Source organism: Duganella dendranthematis, assembly GCF_012849375.1.
Taxonomy (GTDB): domain Bacteria; phylum Pseudomonadota; class Gammaproteobacteria; order Burkholderiales; family Burkholderiaceae_D; genus Rugamonas; species Rugamonas dendranthematis.
The window spans coordinates 6109840-6128498 of the sequence record NZ_CP051684.1; the positions used below are offsets into that span (position 1 = coordinate 6109840).

An 18659-nucleotide genomic window follows, 5' to 3' on the forward strand; every position below is an offset into this window, starting at 1 on the left:
TATGAAACTGCTTAACTATCTCCTGATTACCGCTCCCCTTGCCTGCTCGCTATGCTTCGCGGCGCCGACCACGGCACAAGGCAATGCCGACGACATCAACCGCGTGCTGAATGTGCGCGATCCCGCTGAATACACTTATCCCACCAAGTTCGGCGATTTGAAATTCATGCGTGCTGATGGCACTCCCGGCGAGCCGGCTGAAAACATCACGTTGAGCGGCGAGCCGCTGCTGTCGACCAAGGGTCAGATCGACAAGCAAGGTGAGCTTCTGTTCCTGATGTCCGAATCTCAAACCACTAGTTCGCGCGAAAAGCTGCCACGCCGTGCCGGCCAGGCCGGTAAGACCGAAACCACCCGTATGGTGGTGCTGGTTGGGCAAGGCACGTGCACCAAAAAACTGGTCGTGATGGACTTCACCGGTGCCAAGCCCTTCGTCTCCGAAAAGTTCGGCAATGATCCACAGGACCGCGCTTGTTTAACCTTCAAGAAGGCGAAATGGGGCAAAAAAGAGTCGGAGATCACGCTGAGCAGCGGTGGTACCTATATTTATGACGCCAAGGGCAAGATAAGCGGGCCGTTCGCATTTGAATGAACAAGCAATTACTGATGCTGTGCCTGGCGTGGCCGGTGGTCGCACTGGCTTTGCCGAATCGCTCTGATGACCAGGCCTGCGCGCTGGAGCGCACGCCGCTCACCCGCTGCGGCGAATTTGCCGAGTACGTGAAAGAAGACCGCATCCTCAACGCCAACTACAAGGCTTTGATGAAAGGGCTTGGCAAAGTGGACAAGGCCACGCTGAAAAGCGCGCAGCTTCAATGGCTGGATTGGCGTCTGGAAAAATGTGACGATGCCGACGAGCAAGCCCATTGCGACAACGGCATTTGCGCCGGCGTCGCGCATGACGATTGCATCGTCTCGCTCACCCGGCAACGGGCCGATGAACTGAAGCGGTTTGCAAATGATCCCGCAGCAGCGGTCGCCGCCAAGTTTGCCTTCTCAAAAGAGCTCAAATAATTCTATGAAAACCTCTTTGCTCATGATGTTGACGATCTGGGCCGGAGCCGCCAGCGCGGCGCCACAAACTTTGTGCCGTCCGCAGGAGCAGGTGTTTTTTTCTTGCAGCCTCGGTAAAAAAATCGTTTCCGTGTGCATGACGCCGGACAAGGCTGCAGTCCCGTACATGGAGTACCGCTTCGGCACCGCCAAAAACATCGAGCTGAAATATCGCAGCGACGCCCGGCAGCCGAAATTCAGCCGCGTCGCGGTCAATTATGCGAGTAACGCGGAAACCGTTCTTTGGTTCAGGAATGCCGATACGGACTACCTGCTGCATTTCCCAATGAAAGGCGGGCCTGGTCTGGAGGTCAAGCAACAGGGCAAGACAATTTCGGAAATGGCGTGCCAGGGAGGCTGGGCCGCGACGGTGGGCGAACACGATCAACCGTTGCCGTTCATTTCTGAGCAGCCTGATATCGATTCTTCCGAAGCACAGCACTATTGGCAGCGCTAAGATGATCCGCCTGATGACGGCATTGTTGCTATCCCACGCGTCGGCATCGGCGTTCGATGTCGATCGCCAGTCACCGGACCCACGCAATGGTGCGAGCTGCACTGCCTCCGCCAAGGCTATGCTGCGCGCCCAACTGGCTGGGCCCGCCGCTGCCGACGGCTGGAAGCTGATCGAGACAATGCTGTGCGCGCCAAAGTCGACAGCCAGCAAAGCTTTTATTGCCAGTCGCCTCAACCGCAAGGTCCGCTACACCTCTTTCAGCAGCGGCGACGAAAATGAAGACTTGCGCATTGTTGCCGCCTCAGCCGCACTGGTCGACGAGCTGCTGGCGGCAGGCGAAACCTGGGACGCTGCCCTCAGCATCAACGGCGATGAAATCGCATTGCATTACGCTCCTGACGAGGCGTGCATCCAAACCCGCACGCTGGCACTCGTCAAAGGGAAATGGCGAATTGCCGCCATGGGCGCCGCCTGCGACTGAACGGAAGAGGACGACGCGATATGCGACCGACATGCCACCGGCTTTTTGCTGCCACTACCGCAATGCTGGCTTTCGCGGGCTGCTCCATGGAAGACACGACGCCGGGCGCCTCAGATGACCTGGCTGCATTGCGTGACATCGTGACGATATCAATACCGGTCAAGTCCGGTCACTGGGAAATCTTCGGCACCCCGGAGTACAAAGGCGGCGTTCCCGCCCCGACCGATTTCACGACATTGATTGCTGAACTGGAACCAGCGGACCGGGCCTGGATTGAGCGAGACAAACACATGAGCGGAAAAGTTCACATCGTCCCCGAAGCAGCGCGTCCCTGGCTCAACGACCAGTTCCGTAGCTGGTTAGCGGCCAATCGCAACACCAGCGTGGATCTGACCAGCCAGCCCAATTGCCGCCAATACGAAACCTCCTTGAAAAAGACCGGGAAGGCGGTAAGCGGGTTGGTTTGCGCTGGTAGCCGTGGGCTACTGCTTTATTTAACGCTGTCGTCATCGCTGTAGCACCGCCACGCGACGGAATGTCCGGAAACGAACAGCGCCGACGTTCATTTCCGCACACTCCAGCCTGCCCCAAGGCGCAACACGCCGTGGCACAAGACTTGCAGTTCTCTCAATGATCAACCATAAGGAGACACCATGCACGACCTGACCTTGGGTGCCCGCGGCAAGGAAGCCAGTATCGCCGTCGACATCAACGCGCGCGGCCAGATGGCCGGCATCCTCGAAGACGAAGACGGCCACCAGCGCGCCATCCTGTACGACAAGCGCCCAGTCGAGCTGGGCACGCTGGGCGGCCGCGAGGGTTTCACCCGAGGCATCAACGCCAACGGCGACGTGGTCGGCACGGCACAGAACGCCAGCGGCTACTGGCGCGCCTTCATGGTCCGTCACGGCGAGCGGATGCAGGATGTCGGCACGCTGGGCGGCAACAGCAGCTACGGTGCCGCCATCAACAACGACGGCCAGGTGGCCGGTTTCTCCGATACCAGCGACGGCTATTACCGCGCCTTCGTCAGCACACCCGGCGGCGAACCGCTCGACCTCGGCACGCTGGGCGGCAGGATCAGCTACGCGGCCGGCATCAATAGCCAGGGCACCGTGGTCGGCACGGCCGCGCTGGCCAATGGCTACCGCCACGCCTTCCTGGCCGCGCCGGGCGGCAGCATGCAGGATCTCGGCACCCTGGGCGGACGGGTCAGCAGCGCCAGCGCCATCAGCGACAACGGCGTGGTGGTGGGCGCGTCGGAGACGCCAGACCGCCGCTGGCACGCCTTCATGTGGAACAAGGGCAAGATGGTCGACCTGGGCGCGCTGATCGGCTACGGCGACAGCTACGCCACCGCCGTCAACAATGCCGGCCATGTGGTCGGCAGCATCCGCGTCGGCGACGAACGCCGTTCCTTCGTCTACCGCGACGGCAAGATGACGGTGCATCGCGGCGGCTACGGCCTGTATCTGGTCAACGCCATCAACGACCAGGAGCTGGTCATCGGTGCCTACAGTGTCGGCAACAAGTTTAACGCCGCCACCATGGTTTCCAGCCAGCCGGCGGTGGCCACGCACGGCGGGCAGGATTTATTGGGCCTGATCGCCCTGGTGTTGGTGGGGGCTGTCGGCGTGGTCGTCTACCGGCGCCGCTACTACGGCATTGCCCTGCCGGCCATGTAGCACGTTTGTGCGACAGACAAGCGTGCGCCTCCATGGGATAGTGCTGAATACACAATTTCCATATCAGGGAGACACTACATGCACACCATGCTACGACACTTCGCCGCTGCCAGCATCCTGCTGGCGGCAGCGACGGCGGCCCACGCCACTACGTACGAGTTTTCGTATCATTTCCTGAACGGCGAGGTAGTCAGCGGAAAATTGGACGGCGCCGCCAGCGGTAATCTGGTCGAACACATTAGCAATGTCACGTTCAGCATCAATGGGACTGCCGTCGCCGGTCTGATCAATTCGCAAAACAGCACGTTCTCGGGCAACGCGGTGTTTTCCTTTGACGGCCTGGCGAATAATTTCCTGCTGTTTGACCGCAGCTTCCAGAACGTGTTGTTGTCCGGCCCCGTCAATGGCGCCACCGCCACCAACGTCATCAATTACTCTACTCCGCGCGGGGCTTACGCAGAAGGTCCGGGTGTCGAAGCATACTCGGCCAGCCGCTGGAGCCTGACCAGTGCGGTGCCGGAGCCTGCGACCTACGCGATGCTGCTGGGTGGCCTGGCGCTGGTCGGCACGGTTGCCCGGCGGCGCCGGGCGCGCTAGGCGATCAGCGACACCAGCCTGGCCAGCACCGCGCCGATGGCGCACCAGCCCAGTAGCGGCAACATCTCGCGCTGGAAGAAGTACAGCGCCTTCGGCACGCGACGGTCGCGCGCGCGATACAGTCGCAGCGCCAGCGGATAGGCGACGTGATTGGCCGGCACCGTCGGCACAATGCGCAGCAGATAGCGGACCAGCAAGGCCAGCAGCGCCATGGTCACCCCCGGCATGACCTTGACCAGCTCGGGCGCCATCCAGCATCCCACGCCCAGGCCTGCGGCCAGCACCGCCGCCAGCAGCAGCCGCCGGTTGACTTCGGCGTGCGCCGGCGGCGCTTGTTGCATGCGCTGCGCCAGCACCGCTAATGTCACCAGCATGAGCACCGCCACCACCGGCACCAGCCAGCCGCGCCGCACCGGCTGCGTCGTTTCCGATTTCTCGCTGGCCGCGCCGGCATCCGGGCTGCTGTACAGGCTGTAGCCGACGGCGTCCCGCGCCTGCTTCAGATGGGCCGCATAGTTGCCCATGTCGCCCGGCTCGATGGCGTCGCGCAGCGCCTTGTAGTGGGCGGCGATGAGCACGCTCTTGCAGTCGGCGCCCTTGGTGACCTTGTAGGAAAACTCAAACGCCGGGTCACGCACGGTGGTCTCGCTGGTCTTGATGTTCCATGCGTACGGCAGGCGCACTTCGGTCACTTCGATAATTTCGCGCGGATATTCCTGCCGCAGCGGCGCGTTGCGGCTGATGGCTTCCGGGGCCTTCAGCGGCTCCTCGATTTCCGACGATTCCACCTGTGCCTGGCTGCGGCTGTGCTTGTCGTCGCGCACCCAGAAACGCGGAATGCGATAGGACTCCAGCGTGGTCAATTCATTCAGCGCCTCGTCGTCCTTGATATCCATGCCGCCGCTGGCGTGGATGCCTTCGTAGCGGCGCGCGTAGAAATTCTGGTACTGCGTCTCCATGTCGCTGCGGGTGTAGCGCAGCTGGCGGCGCAGGTTGTCGGCGCGCTCGCCCTGCACCGTGGTGTGGATGGTGTAGTTCACCGGCTGGTCGACGCCCGCCGTGGAATCGAACACCGCGCGGATGGTCTTGAGGCTGCCGGTGGAAAGCGCCATGCGGCTCAGCGCCGTACTGCCCGGCTCCAGTACCAGCGCGTAGCCGTAGTCCGGCTGGTACAGATGCGCCAGTTCTCCCTGCTGCATGCTGCGGGTCGGATCCAGCCAGTAGACCTGGCCGTCGATGCGCGCCCGCACCAGCACATGGTTGAAGGCCAGCGGCGTCGGCGCCCAATTGGCGACATCCCTGGTAATTTCGGTATTCACCAGCGCCGGCGCGGCGTCGATATCCAGCGCGCGTAGCATGGTGACGGTCAGCAGTGTCTTGTCCTTGCAGTCGCCGAAGCGGCGCTGGTAGACCTTGTCCGGCGCGGTCGGCGCGTGCGAGCCCGGACCGACTTCGATGCCGAGGTAGCGCACGTCGCGCTGCACCAGCTGCAATACCGCTGCCGCACGGCCAGCGGCGCTGCTGTACTCGCGTCTGATGCGGGCGATTTCGTCGTGCAATGCCGGTCCGGGCGCGCGCGGCGTCTGGTACAGCGGCAGCGACCATTGCACCACCGACGCCCAGTCGTCGAACTCGGTCCACTGCACCGCCGCATACGGGTTGAACCATTCCGGCGCGCCCTTGTCGACCTTGGTAGCGGCGATATTCTGCGCATCCCAGCGGTAATCACGATAGCCGTCCGCTTCGCTGACCACCGGTTGCAGCTTGCTGTTGTGCGTGACCAGCCGCAGCGGCCGGCTGGATGGGATCAGCAGGCGCGCGAATGCACGGTCCACCGGCACCGACCAGGACATATCGACGCGGCTGGTAACCTTACCCTGGAACACCGGATTGCTGCCGTCCAGGCTGAAGGCATACTCGACGATGTCGCCGATGCGCACATCGTCCAGCAGCACGCTGGCGGTCTTGCTGCCGTCGTAGACCAGGTAGTCCAGTTCGGTCTCGCGCTGCAGCAGCTGGACCTTGGCGCCGGGCAGTTTGGGAATCACCTTGCCGGCGCGGATCAGGTTGATGGCGTGCAGCGTCAGGCGCTGGTAGGTCGGATCGAAATTGATGCTGAGATTGGCGAGCTTCTCGACGCCGCCGCCATCCAGCGCCTTGCTGGCCACGTGGACGTAGGTGACTTTGCCGCGCTGGTCGACCCGCGTTTGCATGTCGCGCAGCAGATAGGCGACGCTGCCGCGCTGCGGTTGCCAGGTCGGCGGCGTGGCTGGCTCGGCCGCCAGCGGCACCACCCAGGCCGGCGCCGCACCGGTTTTATACGCTTGTGCGCCAGCGGCGCACGTCCATAACAAGCCCAGCAGCAGCCACACAACACGCATGGAGTAACCCGGTGAGAAATTAAACCGCCACTGCTGGTGCGGCGTCGCGCCGCCGGCCAGCACCTTGTTGCGCAACGGCGGCAAAGTCAGGCCGCCGTGCCGCAGTCCGTGCAAAAACGGGCGTCGCTTTCCATGCCTGCGCCACACTGCCTGCACATTGGCAGCACCGGCATGACCACCGGTGCGGGCCGGTGCCCGCCCAGCAATTCTACCGCGTCCACGGCCGCCTGGCCGGCGACGACCTTGCCGATCAGCGCCATGTTGTGCGCCCGCTCCAGATCCTGCTGCGACGATGGCGCCACGATCGAGGCGCGGGTTTCGCCAAAGCCCTTGAGCATCTGCGCCAGTTCATTGGCCAGCGCCGGCACGCCCCGCATGCCGACCAGCTGCCGGTACTCATCCTTGCCAAAAATAACTGTATCAATCTCCGACACCCAAACCCGCATGGTCATCGACTCGATATTGATGACATTTTTGCTGCTTTGCACCTGCGACGTCACTTGGTTACCGATGTGCATCTGGGCCGACTCGTAGCTGCCGTTGATATCCACCCAGATCAGCTCGGAAACAAAATCGAAGCGTCCCCACAGCACATGCGCGGCACGCAGGCAGAACACGCCGACCGCGAACTGGCTGACCGCAAACGCCATGGTGCCGGCCACCGGTTCGGCCTGTAGAATATGCTGGCTGACCAGCATCGCGGCAATGGTGCCGGCCACCACGCAGGCAAGGCCCAGCGCCGTCAGGCAGGTCAGCCAGAAGAACCGCGGGCTGGACACCGCATGGCCGAGGCCCTCGGCGACCCGGTCGGCTTGCGGACGCGGCTGGGTTTCCTCAAACATCTCGGCGGCAAATTGGCCCTGGCGGCCGTCGACCTGGGGCGAACGGCGCGTGTAGCGGCGATTCGGAATGTTGCTGTACCAGCGCGTCATCAGGATGCGGTCCAGCTCTTCGATCAGCTTGTTCGGATGGGCGTTCATGGTCACCGTTTCCATGACCCGCGCCGAACCGACGGCGGCTGGCGCGGCGCGCAGCTGGTTTTTCAGCGCCATGCCAAACACGGCGCAACTCAGCAACGCACACACCAGCCCGACAAACACCACGCCATTGATCGACAGCTGGCCCAGCGGCGGCAGATGGCCGGCCACCATGCCCAACAGCACCGGCCCCAGCACAGCGAGCAGCACCAGCACGATCAGGCTGCCCTTGCCCACCTGCTCGTCGCCATTGACGCCACGGCTACCGGCCATCGGCTGCATGATCTGGACGAACGCGAACAGCCCGTAGACCAGCCCGATCCAGCCGGCGGCGCCACTCTGGCCAAACGCCAGCCAGCACACCAGGAAACTCGCCAGCGTGGCGGCCAGCGCCAGGAAATTGTAAAACTGGCTTTGCGCCGCCTGCCGGATCACGCGCGGCGCGAAAATCAGCGCCGGCATCATCGAATACAGCAAGCCATTCAGCGCGCCCTTGGGCTCGGGATAGCTGATGGCGTTCTGGCGCAGCGTCTCTTTGTAATGCTTGGCGCCATTGCTGTCGCCATCCACGTCGGCCGCCACCACCGGCGCCAGGCTGGCGGGACGATTGCGGCCAAAGAAATAGCGCAACTGCACGAACGCGCGCGCCAGAAACCAGAACCCCAGTCCCATCAGCAACACCGCAATGCCGATGACTTTCAGCGCGGCCAGGTCGGCGCCGAGCGCGATGCGTTCGCGCACCGCCACCAGGGTGCCGATGCCGCCCAGCGTCAGTAGTCCGCCAGCGGCCAGCCAGGCCATATTTTCGATCTTGTACGGGTTGGGAAACTCGAACAGTTTACTTTCAGGATTGAATTCGTAGCTCATGTTTTACTCTTTAACACGTTCCAGCAGCAGGGAGTCGTTGCCGGCGAGGATGCTGATGTGGTCGTCGTCCTGGATGGTGAAGACGTCGCTGGCGTTGCGTTGGGTGTAGCGGACGACTACGGTATCGCCCTTCACCTCGTAGGTCACGGGTTCATTCGGGCGCCCTACCGAAGCCTGATCGGCAGCAAAGCTGATCACGCCATTGTGCAGCCACGAGATCGTGGTAATGCGCCATTTGCCGATCAACGGATTGCCGGTGCGGAACCAGCCTTTCACACGCTGCAGCAACGATGGCTGCGGCGCCATCGCGCCACGTCCGGCCGCGCGCATGCTGGCCACGTCGGGGTCGTCGGTGGTCATGATCCATTTACCGTCGCGCAGCACCATGACCGCCGCATGGTCTTCGTCGAGCGACAGGGCGCGCGCCGCGCGTGCGGCCAGCTTGCCCGTCAGCCAGGCTTCGGGCTGCTTGAATTCGTAACGGAACAAGGCCACCTGCTGTGTCCCCGATTGGCCGTGGCCGAGCTGTACAGTTTTTATCCGCAAGCCCTGTGCCACGCACAGCCTGCCATTTTGCACGGCGCGCGTTCCCGCCTCGGTGCGGCTGTAGCGGTAAGTTTCCAGCGACATGAAGCCGCCACCGCCCTGCACCGCCGGCGGCTGGTACAGGCCGGCGGCCACCAGTTCGTCCATCAAGCCGCGCCGGCCCGACTCAAAGCTGTTAAGCACCACCGGTTCACCGTTGAGCTGGAGACCACCGACGCACAGCAGCTTGGCCGCTGCGGCAGGACTGGTGGCGTAATAATGATCGATGGCTTGGCTGAACAGCTCCGGCGTCGCCTGCTCGTCGGCCAACAGATAGGCCGCCACCCCGCCGGCCAACAGCACCGCCGTCACCGAAGCGCCGGCGATGGCCAGGCGCTTGCTGTTGCGGCCGGTTGACGCGGGCGACAAGGTGACCGCCTGGACTGCGGCAGCTTGTGCTACCGGCTTGAATGCTGCGCCGCAATCTTCGCAGAAGCGTGCATCGTCATCGGCCGGCGTACCGCATTGCGTGCAAAAACGTGTCATTGCCGTTCCTAGTCGTTTTTCTTGCCGCACTCGCCGCAAAACACGTCGTCCGCCGCCAACGGCGCATGACAGGCGAAGCAGCTACGCTGTGCCGCCGGGACTGGGGCCGGCTCCGCTGCCGCCGGGGTATCCGCCCGCTGCGCCGAGGCTTTGGCGGCCTGCATCTGTGCGTTGGCACGGTCCTTGGCTTCCTTGGCCAGTCGCTTGGCATCGTCCATGCGGGCGCGGATTTCTTCTTCCGCCTGCCCGAAGTGCAGGCCTTCGATGGTTTGCAGATACACCAGGCAGATGCCGTTGATGTACGTCAGGCCGGGAACAATGCCGCCCACCATCAGCAGCAGGCCGCTGGCAAACGCCACCGCGCCGCCATACGACTGGCCGTCGCCGTAGCCGCCATACCCCATGCCGCCCATGCCGCCGCCCATCATCGTACTTTGCAGGGCTTGCACCACGCCGCCAAACGGATTGATGCCCACCGCAGCCGACAGCCCGGCCGTGGTCATGTAGCCCGAATACAGCACCAGCGAAACCACGCCGGCCAGCACGAACACCAGTAGGCTAAGGATCACCAGGTTGATGATCACGGGAGCCAGGCGCTGGCGCATGATGACCAGCAGCCGCGCGGTAGTCTGCCAGACGGTGTTGCCTTCCCATACCGCCGGCGCCGCCAGCGGCAAGGCCACGTACAGCATTCCGGCGATGAGCGTGCCGATCAGCACCGTCAGTGCCGGGAATGCAATTGCATACAGCAGGCTGCCGATACCGGGGATCTTGCAGCACAGCAGGATCAGCGTGGCACCGATGCTGACCACGATCACGAGGAGCAGCATCATCAGTGCCACACCCAGCAGACGGTGCACGGTAAAGACGGCCTGGGTGAAGGCGTCGACGATGCCGACTGGCTGCTGCTGCGCCTGGCGCATCAGCAGGATGCCGACCGCCGAGTAGCCGGACAGCGCCACCACCAGCGTGAGCAGGCCGCCGGCGGCGCCGAGCAGGAAGCTGGCCTTGGTCAGCGCGATACTCAGAAATACGCTGAGCAGAATGGCCAGGCCGGCCAGGCCGGTCGCGGCCAGTGCCCGCCAGTTGGTGACGGCTTCGGCCGCGCGCAGCAGCCCGTACGATGGCGTGACGCCATTTGCAGTGGAAGTCATGAAGTGTCCCAGGTAAAAATCAGGTTAGCGAGCGGCGACGGCCATGTGCGGCGACGGCAGGTCGAGCGCGGCGACCTGGACGCTGCTTTCGTGGACGCTGGCGGGCTTGCCGTTCAGGAAGATCTGGGTCTTGAATTTATACATGCCCTGCGGCGCGCCGTCCGGCAAGCGCAGGGTGAAGGTGTTTTCGTATTCGCCGCTACCGGTGCTGTCGTTGACTTTTTTCTCGCCACGCTTGAATTCCTCGCCGCTCGGGGCGTAGACCACCAGTTGTTCCTTCACCTCGGTGACCGGATCGCGCACGCCGGAAATGGCGCGGATGCTCGATTGCACGCGGATGGCGTCACCGGCCTTGGCCACACCGTTGGGCGTGACCGACATGGTGTAGGCGTCGATTTTCGCGGTTTGCGGCAGCTGGTTGCGGTTGCTGCTGCGATATTGCTCGTCCACAGTGGCCGACGATTTGGTCTGGCGCGAGGCGATTTCCACCACGGCGCAAGCCGCCAAGCCTACCGCCGCGCCTTTGACTGCCGCGCCCTTGCCGCCGACCATCACCCCCAGCAGCGCGCCGCCCACGCCAAAGGCGGCGCAACGCAGTGCGGTGTCGCTGTTGACGCTGCCGCTCTGGCCGCCCTGTCCGCCAGGCGCGGCACAACCGGCCAGCACCAGGGAGGTGATGCACACGGCCAGAATGGATTTTTTGAAGTTGATCATGATGTGTCCTTTCGTTAATCAAGAGTGCTGCCAGAGCGCAGCGCTTCCAGTTGTTTGGTTTTGGCTTTGTTGATCATGGCGCGTGCTGCGTTGCTGCCAGGATCGAATTCAAGGACGTTTTCGGCGGTGGCGATGGCTTTGTCGTACTGTTTGTTCTCGATGTAGCCGTTGGCTTTGGCGAGCAGCGTCGAGACCTTGCGGGCCATGATTTCGGCCGCATCTGAATTGCCCGCCGGCGCGGCGAGGGCCGCTGCCGGGGCGCGGGTGGCGTGACGCGCGCGCGCGCGTCCGCCTTGGCTGCCGCCGCAGGTTTGGCAACAACTGGCGCGACGACCACCGGGACCGGCACTGGGGCTGCCGGTTCAGCAACGATCGCTGGCGCGGTTTGCTCAGGCGTTGGCTCAGGCGTTGGCGCAGGTGCTGGCGCTGTCGCCACTTCCGCCGGGGCGGCAACCACGGGAACTGCAGCCATCGCCGGCGCTTCGGCACTGGTGCGCTTGTAGGCGTAGAAAGCGCCGCCGGTTGCCACGGCAACAACGCAGACTGCGGCGGCAATTTTGGGCAGCAATGATGCCTGCTTGCCGGGAAGTTCCACAGGCGCAGCAGGCACGGGCGGAATCACCGGCTTAGGCGGCGTGACCGGCGCAGGTGTTTCGATTGACTCAGGCGGCGTGACCGGCGCAGCTGATTCAATTGGCGCGGGCGTCGTCATCGGCTCAGGTACTGAAATCGGCGCAGGCGGCTCGATTGACGGCGGCGCGACCGGCTCAGCGGTCGTGATAGACGCAGCTGGCGCGATAGACTCCGGCGCTGCTACTACTTCTGGCGGCGCGACCGACGCGGGTTCAATGGCAGCTGAAGCCGGAGTACCGCACTGCTTGCAGAACTTCGCGCCTGCCTGTAGCGGCGCATTGCAAGTCACACAAGCCAGCGGCGCGACAGGCGCAGCCAGCGCATCGCCACAAAACTTGCAAAACTTAACACCCGGCCGATTATCATTGCCACATTTTGCGCAACTGCTCATGACACTCCTTGCAAGTAAAGATATCTAAATCATCAAAAGAAGTGTACTACAGGAAATAATTTACTGAAAGCAAAAGTGATCTATTTCGTAATTTACTCACGGAAATAGTTGCCAGCTGCGGATTGCTACGGCCAGTATGGAACGCAGGAGGATGAGGGATCTGATCTAGATCTGATGTGGCGCAAATAAAAAACGGCACGCCGTAGCGTGCCGTTGCATTGAATCAAAACTTTTTACAGCGCAGCAAAGAGCAGCTTGACGCCGGTGGCGGCCTGGATCTGGTCCTTGGTCACGCCCGGCGCCAGTTCGGTCACCTTCAGGCCGGTATCGCTCACTTCCAGCACGCCGAGGTCGGTGATCACCAGGTCCACCACGCCAACGCCGGTCAGCGGCAGGTCGCATTTCGGCAGCAGCTTGTGCGAGGTCGAGCCGTCCTTGGCGGTGGCCACGTGCTCCATCAGCACCACCACTTTCTTGACGCCGGCCACCAGATCCATCGCGCCGCCCATGCCCTTGACCATTTTGCCCGGAATCATCCAGTTGGCCAGGTCGCCCTGCTCCGACACCTGCATCGCCCCCAGGATGGCCAGGTTGATCTTGCCGCCGCGGATCATGCCGAACGAGTCGGCCGAGCTGAAATAGGCCGAGCCCGGCAGCGCCGTCACGGTCTGCTTGCCGGCGTTGATCAGGTCGGCGTCGATCTCTGCTTCGGTCGGGAACGGGCCGATGCCCAGCAGGCCGTTTTCCGATTGCAGGAAGACTTCGATGCCGGTCGGCACATAATTGGCCACCAGCGTCGGCAAGCCGATGCCGAGGTTGACGTAGTAACCGTCCTGCAGTTCCTTGGCTGCGCGCGCAGCCATTTCATCACGAGTCCATGCCATGATTATGTTCTCCGTTATTCTTGGTTGGCGGCGCGAATGGTGCGCTGCTCGATGCGTTTTTCCGGCGTGGCGTTGACCACAATGCGATGCACATAGATGCTGGGCAGGTGCACCTGGTCCGGATCAATCTCGCCGGTTTCCACCAGCTGTTCGACTTCGGCGATGCAGATCTTGCCGGCCATGGCGGCGTTGGGGTTGAAATTGCGCGCGGTCTTGCGGAACACCAGGTTGCCGGCCTTATCGGCCTTCCAAGCCTTGACCAGTGCCACGTCGGCTACCAGACTGCGCTCCATCACGTATTGTTCGCCGTCAAACTCGCGGATTTCCTTACCGTCGGCGACGATGGTGCCGACGCCGGTCTTGGTGAAGAAGGCCGGAATGCCGGCGCCGCCGGCGCGCAGTTTCTCGGCCAGCGTGCCCTGCGGCGTAAATTCCAGTTCCAGTTCGCCGGCCAGGTACTGGCGCGCGAACTCCTTGTTTTCGCCCACGTAGGAGGCGATCATCTTTTTAATCTGGCGAGTCTCCAGCAACTGGCCGAGGCCGAAACCGTCGACACCGGCGTTGTTGGAGATGGCGGTCAGGCCAGTGACGCCGGAATCGCGCAGTGCGCCGATCAGCGCCTCCGGGATGCCGCACAGGCCGAAGCCGCCAACGGCAATGGTCTGGCCGTTCTGGACGACGCCGTTCAAGGCGGAAGCTGCGTCCGGATAGATCTTGTTCATGGATGTCCCTTTATGATTTATGTTGCGTGTGCCTTGCCAACGATGTTAAATACGTTAGCGATGCGGCGATCCAGCATAGAATACGCCCATCGAAAGTTCAATACCGTAGAAATACCTGCACCCTACCCATACATGCGCGCTCAGCCGATTATTGATTACGAATCGATTTTCCTTCATGCGCCAGTCGGCATGTGCATTTCGGAAAATCGCACCATCCAGACCTGCAATGGCGCGCTGGCGGCCATGTTCGGCTACACCCGCGACCAGCTCGAAGGCCTGTCCTTCCTGGTGCTGTATCCGACCATGGACGAATTCCTGCGCACCGGCGACCGCATCGTGCCGATCATGAACGCCAAGGGCCGCTATTCCGACGAGCGCATCATGCGCCGCGCCGATGGCGAACTGTTCTGGTGTCACGTCACCGGCCACGCGATGCTGTCCGACGCCCCGCTTGGCGCCGGCATCTGGACCTTCGAGGACGTCAGCGAAAAACGGCCGGTCACCGCCGAACTGACGCCGCGCGAACGTGAAATCGCCGCCCTGCTGGTGGAAGGCAAGACCAGCAAAACCATCGCCCGCCAGGTCGATCTCAGCCCGCGCACGGTGGAAATGCACCGTGCCAAGCTGATGCGCAAGTTCTCGGCGTCCACCTCTTCCGAGTTGGTGCACAAATTGGTGGGTGTCCAGCTTTAAGTCGCGGTCATGCCGTCGTCAGCGGAAATGATTGCGCCGTTGATGAAGTTGGAATCCTCGCCGGCCAGCAGCAACAGCAGGCCGTCCAGGTCTTCCGGCTTGCCGGGACGCTTGCGCGGCAGCATCTGCACCAGCTTTTGGCCCTGCTCGCTGGCGAAATAATCCTCGTTGATCTCGGTCGAAATATAGCCCGGGCAAATGGCGTTGGTGTTGATGCCGTACTTGCCCCACTCCACCGCCATGGCCTTGGTCATCTGCACCACGCCAGCCTTGCTCATGCAGTAGACGCCGATCTGCGGCAGCACGCGCAGCCCCGCCACCGAGGCGATATTGATGATGCGGTGCTGCTTGCCGGGATCGCCCTTGGCGCGCGCGATCATGCGCTTGGCGGTCTCCTGCGCCACAAAAAAGGCGCCGCGCAGATTGGTGTCCATCACGAACGCATAGTCGTCCGGCGTCACGTCCACCAGCCGCTGGGTGGTCGACACGCCCGAGTTGTTGACCAGGATGTCGATCGGTCCCGCTTCGGTCTCGGCGTGGGCGATGGCCGACTTGATGCTGGCGTAATCGGTCACATCCAGGCTGACCACATGGGCGGCGCCGCCGTCGGCCTCGATCTCGGCGCGCAGCTCTTTCAGCCGCTCGGTGCGGCGCGAGGCCAGCACCACTTGCGCGCCCGCCTGGGCCAGCACTTTGGCAAACCGGGCTCCCAGACCGCTGGAGGCGCCGGTGATCAGCGCAATTTTTCCCTCAAAGTTAACTTCTATGCCCACGTGATGCTCCTGTGTGTTGGTTGCTGTCTAAGCGTAATCATTACACAAATCGCCAGTATTAGATTGCGGTGTCTAATAATGTCGCGGAAAATGGCAGCAATCCAGCAGAAAAAGAAGCACACTCGTGCTAAAATTTTTACATTCATCAAAACCACTATAACAATAGACCATGACCCAGCCTCAATCCTTAGTAGAACAGTACGGCCCACGCGATGCGATGGAGTATGACGTCGTCATCGTCGGCGGCGGCCCGGCAGGCTTGTCGGCAGCGATCAAGATCAAACAGCTGGCTGCGGCCAAGGGCCAGGAAGTGTCCGTCGTCGTGCTGGAAAAAGGCGGCGAACTGGGTGCCCACATCCTGTCCGGCGCCGTGATGGACCCCCAGGCGCTAACCGAACTGATCCCGGACTGGAAAGAAAAAGGCGCACCGCTCAACACCGCCGTCACCGAAGACCGCGTGCTGTTCCTGACCGAGACCGGCTCCTTCAAGACCCCGAACTTCCTGCTGCCGAAGTGTTTTGAAAACCACGGCAACTACGTCATCTCGCTGGGCAATGTGGTGCGCTGGCTGGGCCAGCAGGCCGAAGCGCTGGGCGTGGAAATCTTCCCCGGCTTTGCCGCCGCCGAAATCCTGTACAACGACGACGGCTCGGTCAAGGGCATCGCCACCGGCAATATGGGCGTCAAGCGCGACGGCGAAGCCGGTCCGGAATTCCAGCTGGGCATGGAACTGCACGGCAAATACACACTGTTCGCCGAAGGTTCGCGCGGCCACCTGGGCAAGCAGCTGATGGCCAAGTACGACCTGAACAAGGGTAAAGACCCGCAGTCGTACGGCATCGGCATTAAAGAGTTGTGGGAAATCGATCCGGCCAAGCATCAGCCCGGCCTGGTGATCCACACCACCGGCTGGCCGCTGGACAGCAAAACCTACGGCGGCTCCTTCCTGTATCACCTGGAAAACAACCAGGTGATGGTCGGCTACGTGGTCGGCCTGAACTATGCCAACCCTTACCTGTCGCCGTACGAAGAATTCCAGCGCTACAAGACTCACCCGGAAATCCGCCAGTTCCTCGAAGGCGGCAAGCGCATCTCGTATGGTGCCCGCGCGATCACCGCCGGCGGCCTGCAATCGCTGCCGAAGCTGGTATTCCCGGGCGGCGCGCTGATCGGTTGCGACGCCGGTTTCCTGAATATGAGCCGCATCAAGGGCAGCCACGCGGCGATCAAGTCCGGCATGCTGGCCGCCGACGCCGTGTTCGAGGCGCTGGGCGCCGGCCGCCAGGCCGACGAGCTGGCCGCCTACCCGGTCGCGTTTGAACAGTCGTGGCTCCACGAAGAGCTGCACGTGGCGCGCAACGTCAAGCCGTGGCTGAACAAGGGGCTGTACCTGGGTTCGCTGATGACCGGCATCGACCAGATCGTGTTCCGCGGCAAAGCGCCATGGACGCTGCGCCACTCGCACGCCGATCACGAGTGCCTGAAGCCGGCCTCGCAGTTCACGCCAATTAATTACCCCAAACCGGATGGCAAGCTGACCTTCGACCGCCTGTCGTCGGTGTTTATCTCCAACACCAACCACGCGGAGGACCAGCCGATCCACCTGACGCTGAAGAACGCCAGCGTGCCGGTGGATGTCAACCTGGCCCAGTACGCCGGTCCGGAACAGCGCTACTGCCCGGCCGGGGTGTATGAATTCGTCAAGACCGACGACGGCGGCGACCGCCTGCAGATCAACGCCCAGAACTGCGTGCATTGCAAAACCTGCGATATCAAGGATCCGACCCAGAACATCGTCTGGGTGACGCCGGAAGGCGGCGGCGGCCCGAACTATCCAAATATGTAAACAAAAGCAACACCTTAAAAACAGCGCGGCTCACCACCGCGCTGTTTTTATTTGATCCTCAGCCATAATCGGCCCATAATCACCCGGTGGCAGCGGCCACAAACGACGTAAAACAGCGGCTCGCAGCGCGATTACAAATTATTTTCAATAAATTTCCGCGAAGCATTTAATGTCCTTCCAGATACGGTCGTCTTGTACTTGGGAGAGCGCAAAAGATTCGTTGCTCCGAACTGAATCCACCTACCAGGAGTTATTTCATGCTGAGCCTTCACACCAACGCCGCGGCCCTTTCCGCACAGAACTCGATCTCCCGCACCCAGTCGGCCCTGTCGACCTCGCAGACCCGCCTGAGCACCGGCTTCCGTGTCAATTCGGCAATGGATGACGCAGCAGGCCTGCAGATCGCAACCCGCCTGAAAGCGCAAACCAGCGGTATGGCCATGGCCATGCGCAACACCCAGAACTCGATCTCGCTGCTGCAAACCGGCGAAGGCGCGCTGGACGAAACCACCAACATCCTGACCCGCATGAAGGATCTGGCCACCCAATCGGCGGATGCCTCCTCGACCTCGGCTGACCGTACCGCAATGCAAGCTGAATACAACGCCCTGACCAACGAGCTGACCAACATCGTTGGCAACACCTCGTTCGGCGGCAGCAAGCTGTTCGCGACCACCGCCAGCGGCCCATCGAGCACCTTCCAGAACGCCACCCTGACGTTCCAGATCGGCGCTTCGAAAGACGAAAAAATGGACGTCACCGAACTGGCAACCGCCGTCGGCTCGATGACCGATGCACTGGGTTCGGCAGCTCTGTCGTTCAGCGCTGACGGCACCGCCGGCACCGCTGGCGGCACCGAAATCAGCGACACCGTCGCTGACGACGGCTCGGGCGGCACCAACGCCAATGCCACCATCGACCTGCTGAAAACCGCAATCGACAAAGTGGGTTCGATGCGTTCGCAGATGGGTGCAATCGCTAACCGTCTGGACCACGTGTACAACAACTTGCAAAACATCTCGAGCAACACGCAGGCTGCTACCGGCCGTATCATGGACACCGACTTCGCGGCCGAATCGTCGAACATGACCTCGTCGCAGATGCTGCTGCAAGCTGGCACCGCGATGCTGAAGCAGTCGAACAGCACCTCGTCGCTGGTTATGTCCCTGCTGCAGTAATCGTAGTACTATCCGGATATGTCAAGCGCATATCCGGATCGACCAAAGGGCCAACCGGAACACTTCGGTTGGCTTTTTTTATACCCCCGATTTAAGAAAGCA

At 62.3% G+C, this 18659-nt stretch carries 19 protein-coding genes and 1 pseudogene; 10 read left to right on the forward strand and 10 right to left on the reverse strand.

Going from position 1 to position 18659, the window contains the following annotated elements; all coding sequences use genetic code 11:
• The first annotated feature begins 1 nt into the window (after position 1).
• From HH213_RS27955 to HH213_RS27985, 7 genes are all read left to right on the forward strand, one after another.
• Positions 2–592 (forward strand): hypothetical protein, encoded by a 591-nt coding sequence (locus HH213_RS27955; RefSeq protein ID WP_110849585.1) that lies wholly within the window; start codon positions 2–4, stop codon positions 590–592.
• Positions 589–1014, forward strand: a complete 426-nt coding sequence (locus tag HH213_RS27960) for a lysozyme inhibitor LprI family protein (protein WP_169114450.1) — start codon at positions 589–591, stop codon at positions 1012–1014. Before HH213_RS27955 ends, HH213_RS27960 begins: the two co-directional genes overlap by 4 nt.
• Before the next feature lie 4 nt (positions 1015–1018).
• Entirely contained in the window at positions 1019–1510 is a 492-nt protein-coding gene (locus tag HH213_RS27965; RefSeq protein ID WP_169114451.1) for a hypothetical protein, read from the forward strand.
• 1 nt (position 1511) lies between these two features.
• Positions 1512–1991: a hypothetical protein gene (locus HH213_RS27970; RefSeq protein WP_169114452.1), complete on the forward strand. Its 480-nt coding sequence runs from the start codon at positions 1512–1514 to the stop codon at positions 1989–1991.
• An 86-nt stretch (positions 1992–2077) separates the two neighbouring features.
• Complete coding sequence (locus HH213_RS27975; protein WP_169114453.1) at positions 2078–2509, forward strand: hypothetical protein; 432 nt, start codon at positions 2078–2080, stop codon at positions 2507–2509.
• A gap of 135 nt (positions 2510–2644) precedes the next feature.
• A complete protein-coding gene (locus tag HH213_RS27980) occupies positions 2645–3676 on the forward strand; it encodes an HAF repeat-containing protein (RefSeq protein ID WP_169114454.1) in 1032 nt (343 codons plus the stop codon).
• A gap of 78 nt (positions 3677–3754) precedes the next feature.
• Positions 3755–4273, forward strand: coding sequence for a PEPxxWA-CTERM sorting domain-containing protein (locus HH213_RS27985; RefSeq protein WP_169114455.1), 519 nt, complete (start codon positions 3755–3757; stop codon positions 4271–4273).
• On the opposite strand, the gene HH213_RS27990 is transcribed toward HH213_RS27985, so the two are convergent.
• The 9 genes and pseudogenes from HH213_RS27990 to HH213_RS28025 form a co-directional block, all read right to left on the reverse strand.
• Positions 4270–6768 carry a DUF3857 domain-containing transglutaminase family protein gene (locus tag HH213_RS27990; protein WP_169114456.1) on the reverse strand — a complete coding sequence of 833 codons (2499 nt, stop codon included), beginning with the start codon at positions 6766–6768 and terminating at the stop codon, positions 4270–4272. The two genes, HH213_RS27985 and HH213_RS27990, sit on opposite strands and share 4 nt — an antisense overlap.
• Complete coding sequence (locus HH213_RS27995; protein WP_169114457.1) at positions 6741–8498, reverse strand: zinc ribbon domain-containing protein; 1758 nt, start codon at positions 8496–8498, stop codon at positions 6741–6743. The genes HH213_RS27990 and HH213_RS27995 overlap by 28 nt, the downstream gene beginning before the upstream one ends.
• A 3-nt stretch (positions 8499–8501) precedes the next feature.
• Positions 8502–9569 (reverse strand): zinc ribbon domain-containing protein, encoded by a 1068-nt coding sequence (locus tag HH213_RS28000; RefSeq protein WP_169114458.1) that lies wholly within the window; start codon positions 9567–9569, stop codon positions 8502–8504.
• 8 nt (positions 9570–9577) lie between these two features.
• The gene (locus HH213_RS28005; RefSeq protein ID WP_110849577.1) at positions 9578–10723 is read right to left on the reverse strand and encodes a hypothetical protein; all 1146 of its coding nucleotides are present in this window, start codon (positions 10721–10723) and stop codon (positions 9578–9580) included.
• 24 nt (positions 10724–10747) lie between these two features.
• Positions 10748–11437: a hypothetical protein gene (locus tag HH213_RS28010; protein ID WP_169114459.1), complete on the reverse strand. Its 690-nt coding sequence runs from the start codon at positions 11435–11437 to the stop codon at positions 10748–10750.
• 14 nt (positions 11438–11451) lie between these two features.
• A complete protein-coding gene (locus HH213_RS30385; RefSeq protein ID WP_229263202.1) occupies positions 11452–11643 on the reverse strand; it encodes a hypothetical protein in 192 nt (63 codons plus the stop codon).
• A gap of 722 nt (positions 11644–12365) precedes the next feature.
• Positions 12366–12461, reverse strand: a pseudogene (locus HH213_RS30740) (zinc-ribbon domain-containing protein); the annotation flags it as partial.
• 233 nt (positions 12462–12694) lie between these two features.
• Entirely contained in the window at positions 12695–13345 is a 651-nt protein-coding gene (locus HH213_RS28020; protein WP_169114461.1) for a CoA transferase subunit B, read from the reverse strand.
• Between the two features lie 14 nt (positions 13346–13359).
• Positions 13360–14067: a CoA transferase subunit A gene (locus HH213_RS28025; protein ID WP_110849573.1), complete on the reverse strand. Its 708-nt coding sequence runs from the start codon at positions 14065–14067 to the stop codon at positions 13360–13362.
• Positions 14068–14199: 132 nt separating this feature from the next.
• On the opposite strand from HH213_RS28025, the gene HH213_RS28030 reads away from it, so the two are divergent.
• Complete coding sequence (locus HH213_RS28030; RefSeq protein ID WP_110849572.1) at positions 14200–14760, forward strand: PAS and helix-turn-helix domain-containing protein; 561 nt, start codon at positions 14200–14202, stop codon at positions 14758–14760.
• Here the strand turns inward: HH213_RS28030 and HH213_RS28035 are convergent.
• A complete protein-coding gene (locus tag HH213_RS28035) occupies positions 14757–15533 on the reverse strand; it encodes an SDR family oxidoreductase (protein ID WP_110849571.1) in 777 nt (258 codons plus the stop codon). The genes HH213_RS28030 and HH213_RS28035 overlap by 4 nt on opposite strands.
• 217 nt (positions 15534–15750) lie before the next feature.
• On the opposite strand from HH213_RS28035, the gene HH213_RS28040 reads away from it, so the two are divergent.
• Both HH213_RS28040 and HH213_RS28045 read left to right on the forward strand, forming a co-directional pair.
• Positions 15751–17379, forward strand: a complete 1629-nt coding sequence (locus HH213_RS28040; protein ID WP_110849570.1) for an electron transfer flavoprotein-ubiquinone oxidoreductase — start codon at positions 15751–15753, stop codon at positions 17377–17379.
• Positions 17380–17636: 257 nt separating this feature from the next.
• Positions 17637–18557 (forward strand): flagellin N-terminal helical domain-containing protein, encoded by a 921-nt coding sequence (locus tag HH213_RS28045; protein ID WP_169114462.1) that lies wholly within the window; start codon positions 17637–17639, stop codon positions 18555–18557.
• The last annotated feature ends 102 nt before the right edge of the window (positions 18558–18659 follow it).

What these genes read in the sequence shown, in the direction of transcription:
- HH213_RS27955 (WP_110849585.1), top strand. Translation starts at nt 2, where the DNA reads ATGAAACTGCTTAACTATCTCCTGATTACCGCTCCCCTTGCCTGCTCG.
- HH213_RS27960 (WP_169114450.1), top strand. Translation starts at nt 589, where the DNA reads ATGAACAAGCAATTACTGATGCTGTGCCTGGCGTGGCCGGTGGTCGCA.
- HH213_RS27965 (WP_169114451.1), top strand. Translation starts at nt 1,019, where the DNA reads ATGAAAACCTCTTTGCTCATGATGTTGACGATCTGGGCCGGAGCCGCC.
- HH213_RS27970 (WP_169114452.1), top strand. Translation starts at nt 1,512, where the DNA reads ATGATCCGCCTGATGACGGCATTGTTGCTATCCCACGCGTCGGCATCG.
- HH213_RS27975 (WP_169114453.1), top strand. Translation starts at nt 2,078, where the DNA reads ATGGAAGACACGACGCCGGGCGCCTCAGATGACCTGGCTGCATTGCGT.
- HH213_RS27980 (WP_169114454.1), top strand. Translation starts at nt 2,645, where the DNA reads ATGCACGACCTGACCTTGGGTGCCCGCGGCAAGGAAGCCAGTATCGCC.
- HH213_RS27985 (WP_169114455.1), top strand. Translation starts at nt 3,755, where the DNA reads ATGCACACCATGCTACGACACTTCGCCGCTGCCAGCATCCTGCTGGCG.
- HH213_RS27995 (WP_169114457.1), bottom strand. Translation starts at nt 8,498, where the DNA reads ATGAGCTACGAATTCAATCCTGAAAGTAAACTGTTCGAGTTTCCCAAC.
- HH213_RS28000 (WP_169114458.1), bottom strand. Translation starts at nt 9,569, where the DNA reads ATGACACGTTTTTGCACGCAATGCGGTACGCCGGCCGATGACGATGCA.
- HH213_RS28005 (WP_110849577.1), bottom strand. Translation starts at nt 10,723, where the DNA reads ATGACTTCCACTGCAAATGGCGTCACGCCATCGTACGGGCTGCTGCGC.
- HH213_RS28010 (WP_169114459.1), bottom strand. Translation starts at nt 11,437, where the DNA reads ATGATCAACTTCAAAAAATCCATTCTGGCCGTGTGCATCACCTCCCTG.
- HH213_RS30385 (WP_229263202.1), bottom strand. Translation starts at nt 11,643, where the DNA reads ATGGCCCGCAAGGTCTCGACGCTGCTCGCCAAAGCCAACGGCTACATC.
- HH213_RS28020 (WP_169114461.1), bottom strand. Translation starts at nt 13,345, where the DNA reads ATGGCATGGACTCGTGATGAAATGGCTGCGCGCGCAGCCAAGGAACTG.
- HH213_RS28025 (WP_110849573.1), bottom strand. Translation starts at nt 14,067, where the DNA reads ATGAACAAGATCTATCCGGACGCAGCTTCCGCCTTGAACGGCGTCGTC.
- HH213_RS28030 (WP_110849572.1), top strand. Translation starts at nt 14,200, where the DNA reads ATGCGCGCTCAGCCGATTATTGATTACGAATCGATTTTCCTTCATGCG.
- HH213_RS28040 (WP_110849570.1), top strand. Translation starts at nt 15,751, where the DNA reads ATGGAGTATGACGTCGTCATCGTCGGCGGCGGCCCGGCAGGCTTGTCG.
- HH213_RS28045 (WP_169114462.1), top strand. Translation starts at nt 17,637, where the DNA reads ATGCTGAGCCTTCACACCAACGCCGCGGCCCTTTCCGCACAGAACTCG.